The organism is Nevskiales bacterium (assembly GCA_035574475.1).
In the GTDB taxonomy this organism is placed as follows: domain Bacteria; phylum Pseudomonadota; class Gammaproteobacteria; order Nevskiales; family DATLYR01; genus DATLYR01.
The window spans coordinates 1-6,175 of sequence record DATLYR010000140.1 but is presented as its reverse complement, the minus strand read 5'-3'; the positions used below and the strand labels follow the sequence as shown (position 1 = coordinate 6,175).

Genomic DNA, 6,175 nt, shown 5'->3' with positions numbered 1-6,175 from the left:
CTGCGCTTGGTCGGCGATGGCCCACAGTGGCAGCAGGCCCGCGCCCGGATCGCTGCCGGTCCGCTCGCGGCCCGGATCGCCCTGCCGGGGCACAGCACGGATGTCGGGCGCGAACTCGCCGGCGCGCAGATCTTCCTGCTGATCTCCAACTGGGAGGGCTTCCCCATCAGCATCCTCGAGGCCATGCGCGCGGGCCTGCCGGTCATCGCCTCCGACGTGGGCGGAGTCCGGGAGGCCGTGGTGGATGGCGTCACCGGCTGCCTGGTTCCCCGCGGTGACGCCGCGGCCCTGCGCGACAGGCTGCTGCAGCTGATCGGGGATCCGGCGCTGCGGGTCGCGATGGGCCAGGCCGGGCGGCAGCGCTACGAGACCCTGTTCACGCTGGAGCATATGTACCGGAAAACCCTCGCGCTTTACCGGTCCCTGGCGGGCCGGCCGGACGAAGTGCATTGCATCGGCGGCCAGGCATGAACGTCATCGTCACGGGTGGCAGCGGATTCATCGGATCGCGGCTGGTCCGGCGACTGCAGGCGTCGGGTGACCAGGTGCGCATCGTCGATCTCGTCGTCCAGCCGGAGTTCGAGTCCTGCACGACCCGCGCCGACGTAGCGGACCCGGCGGCGATGACGCAGGCCCTTGCGGGCGCGGACCTGGTCTATCACCTGGCTGCGGAGCACCGTGACGATGTGCGCCCGGCCGAGCGCTACTACCGCACGAACGTCGATGGCATGCGCGCCCTGTGCGCGGCGGCCAGCCGGCACGGCATCCGGCGGATCGTGTTCACCAGCACGGTGGCGGTCTACGGGCTGGCCACCCTCGACGTCACGGAAGACGCACAACCCAATCCGGAGAATCACTACGGCCGCAGCAAGCTGGCGGCGGAAGAGGTGCTCAGGGCCTGGCGGGCAGAGGATCCCGCGCGGCGCATCGCGATCATCCGCCCCTGCGTCGTGTTCGGGGCGGGCAACCGCGGCAACGTGCATACCCTGCTGGAGCAGATCATCTCCGGCCGCTTCCTGATGGTGGGCGACGGCGGTAACCGCAAGTCCATCGCCTACGTGGACAACGTGGTGGATGCGCTGCTGTTCCTGGCGGGCCTTGAGGGCGATGCCCTGGTCAACTACGCGGACAAGCCCGACCTCAGCATGCACGAGCTGATCGGCATCATCTGCGCCGCGAGCGGTACCCGCATTCCGCACCTGCGCCTGCCGCTGTGGATGGGGATGGGCGCGGGCCGTCTGCTTGACCTGCTGGCCCGGGCCCGTGCGCGCCCATACCCGATCAGCGCCGTGCGCATTCGAAAGTTCGTTTCCGAAAGCGTGGTCAACGCCGACCGGCTGCGCGCACTGGGCTTTGCCCCGCGGCACGCGCTCGCCGACGGCCTGGCGCTGACGATCCGGCAGGATTTCGGCGCAACGACCGAAAGCACATCCTGGTGAATGCCCTGGCCGGCAGCGGGCTTTTCTTCCCCGCGCCGGGGCCAATAGACTAACCTTGGGCCTGCACAGGCCCGCCCAAACAGCAATCAATCCGAGCCTTTCCAGAGAGCCTGTAATGGATTCGAGCAAGCCGAACGTCCTCATAGCCCCCCAGAGTCCGCTGGCCGGCGCCCCGCTGGACAACGACGAAATTGACCTGCGCGAGCTCTGGGATACGCTGCTCGAAGGCCGCTGGCTGGCGCTGGGCGTGGCCAGCGCCGTGCTGCTGGCAGGTGCGGCCTACGCCTGGCTGGCCACCCCCATCTACCGCGCCGACGCCATCGTGCAGGTCGAGGAGCGCAAGGCCGCCATTCCCGGCCTGGACGAACTGTCCGCCGCCCTGGGCGGCGGCAATGCCAAGTCGTTGGCAGAGATCGAGATCATCCGCTCCCGCACCGTCGTGGGCCGCGTAGTCAGCGACCTGGGCCTGGATATCCACGCCAGGCCCCGTCGCTTTCCTTTGCTGGGGCCGGCGCTCGCGCGACGTCATGAGCGCGGCGAGCTGACCAGCGCCTGGCCCGGTTTCCGGCGTTTTGCCTGGGGCGGCGAGTACGTCGAGGTCGGCCGCCTGGCGGTGCCGGCCAGGCAGGAGGGCAAGCGGCTTATCCTCGAAGCCGGGCAGAACGGCGCCTACCGGCTGTACGGTGAGCGCGGGCAGTTGCTGCTGCAAGGGCAGGTGGGCAAGCCGGCGGAGGCGCGTGCGCAGGGTGGGCAGCCGCTGTCCATCTATGTGCGCGAGCTGGTCGCTGCGCCGGGCACGCAGTTCGTGCTGGTTAAAAAGCCTTTCAACCAGGTGGTCGCAGAACTGCAGAAAGAGCTCAAGGTCAGCGAGCGCGGCAAGCAGACCGGCATCCTGCAAGTCACGCTGGAGGGCCCCAAGGCGCAGCTGGCCGTGGATATCGTCAACGGCGTGGTCAACGCCTACCTGCGCCAGAACGTGGAGCGCCAGTCGGAAGAAGCCAGCCACATGCTGGCCTTCCTGGACCAGCAGCTGCCAGAGCTCAAAAAGCAACTGGATACTGCCGAGGCTGCATTGCGGGAGTACAAGTCACGCACCGGTGCAGCGGTGGACATCAGCGCGGAAGGCCAGGAGATGCTGAGCCGCGCCACCGACATCGAAAAGCAGATTTCCGAGCTCGAGCTGCAGCGCAGCGAACTGCGGCAGCGGTTCACGGAGCAGCACCCGCTGTTCATTGCCTTGAACCAGAAACTCAACCAGGTACGCCAGCAGCGCACCGCGCTGGAAGGGCAGTTCAAGAACCTGCCGGAGACCGAGCTGCAGTCCATCCGCCTGGTGCGCAACGTCAAGGTAGCCAATGAACTGTACGTGGCACTGCTCAATCGCGCGCAGGAGCTGAAAGTCGCCAAGGCCGGCACCATCGGTAATGCCCGTGCACTGGACCCGGCCGTGCTGCCCATCAAGCCGGTACGTCCCAGAAAACCGCTGGTGCTGGCCCTGTCTCTGCTGCTCGGCGCCTTTGCGGGCGCCGTGGCCGTCTTCCTGCGCAAGAGCATGAGCCGCATGCTCGACAGCCCGGACCGCATCGAATCCCAGCTGGGCCTGCCGGTGTACGCCACCATTCCGCACAGCCGCACGCAGAGCACGCTCGCCAGCCTGCTGCAACAGAAGGCCGCCACCAAAGGCCTGCGGATTCTCTGTCGCACCGCGCCGCAGGACCCGGCGGTCGAGAGTCTGCGCAGCCTGCGCACCAGCCTGCAATTTGCGCTGCTGGAGGCGGGCAACAACATCGTTGCCATCCATGGCCCGACGCCGGAGATCGGCAAATCCTTTATCGCCAGCAACCTCGCCTTCCTGATGGCGGATATCGGTAAGCGCGTGCTGCTGATAGATGCCGACCTGCGCAAAGGCCACATGCATGGCGTAGTGGGGGTGGAACGTGTGCCTGGCCTGGCGGACGTGATTTCCGGCCAGTGCACGTTGCAGGATGCCGTTCACCCGTTAGAGGATGGGCGCGTCAGCTTTCTTGCGACTGGGACGTTACCTCCAAACCCCGCGGAGCTACTGGTCCATGGCAACTTCGTGGCCTTGCTCAGCCAGGCATCAAAACAGTACGACTATGTGGTGATTGACACGCCGCCCACCTTGAACCTGGCGGATAGCATTTCCATCGGCAAGCTGGCGGGGACTAATTTCATGGTCGTGCGCGGCGGACACAACACGCTGCAGGACGTGCAAATTGCCTGCCGGCGGATGCAGCAGAGCGATATCGTAATCAGTGGCGTTATCTTCAATGATCTATCGCTTACCACCTCGCGCTATCGGTATGGTGGGTATTACGCCTACCAGTACGGGCAAAAACGGTGAAACCCATCCGTAAACACCGTACGCTCTTGCGTAGTACGCTGAGAACGGCGTTCGCGCTTGGGCGAGGTTAGCTGATGTGCGGCATCACCGGCATCGTGAACTACCGCGATGCGGCCGGACGTGTCGACGCCGACGAGCTTGGCCGCATCACGGCGTACATGGCGGCGCGCGGACCGGACGGCGAAGGCGTCTGGGTTGCGCAAGACGGCGGTGTCGCGCTCGGCCACCGGCGGCTGGCCATCATCGATTTGTCGCCGGCTGGCGCGCAGCCGATGCACGACGCCGCCACCGGCAACGTCATCGTTTTCAACGGCGAGATCTACAACTACCGCGCGCTGCGCAAAGAACTTGCGGCGCAAGGCGTGGCGCTTCGCTCCGAATCCGACACCGAAGTGCTGCTGCATCTTTACGCGCGGCACGGCGAGGCGATGCTCGAGCGCCTGCGCGGCATGTTCGCCTTTGCGCTGTGGGACGCCGCCAGCAGGCGGCTTTTCCTGGCCCGCGACCCGCTCGGCATCAAGCCGCTGTACTACGCCGACGACGGGCAGCAGTTGCGCTTCGCCTCGCAAGTCAAGGCGCTGCTGGCGGGCGGTGCGGTCTCGGCGGCGCCGAGTGCCGCCGGCTGGACGGGGTTTTACCTCTACGGTCACGTGCCCGAGCCTTACACCTGGGTCGATGGCATCAAGGCATTGCCCGCGGGCGCAACGTTGACGGTCGAACGCGGCAAGCCACCGCCCGCGCCCCGTTGCTACTTCGATCTGCGCAAGGAAATCCTGGCCGCGCAAGAGGCGCCGGCGACATCGACCGATGCCGTGCACGAGGCGCTTGCCGCCGTCACGGACTCCGTGCATGACCATCTGGTGGCTGATGTGCCGGTGGGCGTCTTTCTCTCGGCCGGCCGCGATTCGACGTTGGTCGCCACGCTGGCCGCACGCAACGCCTCGGCGCCGCTGCGCACGATAACGCTGGGTTTCGACGAGTTCCGAGGCAGCAATCTCGACGAGGTGCCGGTTGCCGAGGCGGTGGCGAAACGGCTCGGTACGCAGCACGACACGCAGCGCATCCGCAGCGCTGACTTCGAAGCCGACCGCGAGCGCATTCTTGCGGCGATGGATCAGCCGAGCATCGACGGTGTCAACACCTGGTTCGTCAGCCGCGCTGCCGCGCGCGCGGGGCTCAAGGTGGCGCTGTCCGGTCTAGCAGGCGACGAGCTGTTCGGCGGTTATCCGTCCTTTACCCAGGTGCCACAGCTTGCACGGCGGTTGCGCGCCTTGGCGCGGGCCCGATGGGTGGGCCGGGCGCTGCGCGCCTTCGGCGCGCCGCTTATTCGACGGCTGACCAACCCCAAATGGGCGGGCCTAATCGAGTACGGCACAACGCTGGAGGGCGCCTGGCTGCTGCGGCGGGCGCTGTTCATGCCGTGGGAGATTGCGCGCCTGTTGGAACCGGAGTTCGCGCGCCGCGGCCTGCAAGAGCTGACGCCTTTGGACGCGCTGCGCGCAAGGATCGTGGGCATCCGCAACCCGCAGCTCGCGGTCATGGTGCTCGAAATGAGCGGCTACATGCGCAACCAGCTTCTGCGCGATGCCGACTGGGCCGGCATGGCGCATTCGCTCGAAATCCGGGTGCCGCTGGTCGATGCCACACTGCTGCGCCGCTGGCTGCGCGTGGCAGCACAACGCTTTCCGCTCGAACGCCAGCATCTTCTTGAAGCGGCCGATCCACGTGTCGCGGCCATCGTCCGCGCCCGACCGAAGAGCGGATTCTCGGTGCCGGTTGCGCGGTGGTTGGCCAAGTCCAATGTCTCTAAAGCACCCGGACTGCGTCCGTGGTCGCGCGTGGTTGCGGCGGCGTTCCGGGCCGACACGGCGAGGCTGCGCATCGGTGTCCTGCTCACCGACGCGTATGGGGGCATCGGCGGTATCGCGAAGTTCAACCGCGATCTGCTCGACGCACTCGCCCGCATGCTGGAGGTCCGCGCGGTCATCGCGCTGCCGCGGCTGATCCAGCGCGTGCCGGAACCGATCCCGCAGAAAGTACAGTTCGATCGAACGGCGGCCCACGGCAAACTGCGTTTCGCTTGGCGTGTGCTGCGGCTTGCCTTGGGTGGGCCGCGGCTGAACCTTGTCGTCTGTGGACACACCAACCTGTTACCGCTCGCCTGGCCGCTGAGCCGCTTGCAGCGCTGCCCGCTGCTTTTAATCGTGCATGGCATCGAAGCCTGGCAGCCGCACCGGAACCCGCTCGTGCGAAAGCTGCTCGGCGTAACGGACGTCGTCGTTGCTGTGAGCCGTTACACCGTCGAGCGGCTAAACTCCTGGGGCGGCGTGCCGGCCGAACGGTTCCGCATTCTTCCGAACTGCGTCGATCT

At 66.8% G+C, this 6,175-nt stretch carries 4 protein-coding genes; all 4 read left to right on the top strand.

What is annotated here, in order from left to right; genetic code table 11:
* The coding region (locus VNJ47_08175; GenBank protein HXG28811.1) for a glycosyltransferase at positions 1–471 on the top strand (471 nt) is incomplete at its 5' end.
* A complete protein-coding gene (locus VNJ47_08170; protein HXG28810.1) occupies positions 468–1,439 on the top strand; it encodes an NAD-dependent epimerase/dehydratase family protein in 972 nt (323 codons plus the stop codon). The genes VNJ47_08175 and VNJ47_08170, both read left to right, overlap by 4 nt.
* A 115-nt stretch (positions 1,440–1,554) precedes the next feature.
* Positions 1,555–3,804 carry a polysaccharide biosynthesis tyrosine autokinase gene (locus tag VNJ47_08165; GenBank protein ID HXG28809.1) on the top strand — a complete coding sequence of 750 codons (2,250 nt, stop codon included), beginning with the start codon at positions 1,555–1,557 and terminating at the stop codon, positions 3,802–3,804.
* Positions 3,805–3,878: 74 nt separating this feature from the next.
* On the top strand, positions 3,879–6,175 hold a 2,297-nt coding region (gene asnB, locus VNJ47_08160), incomplete at its 3' end, for an asparagine synthase (glutamine-hydrolyzing) (GenBank protein HXG28808.1).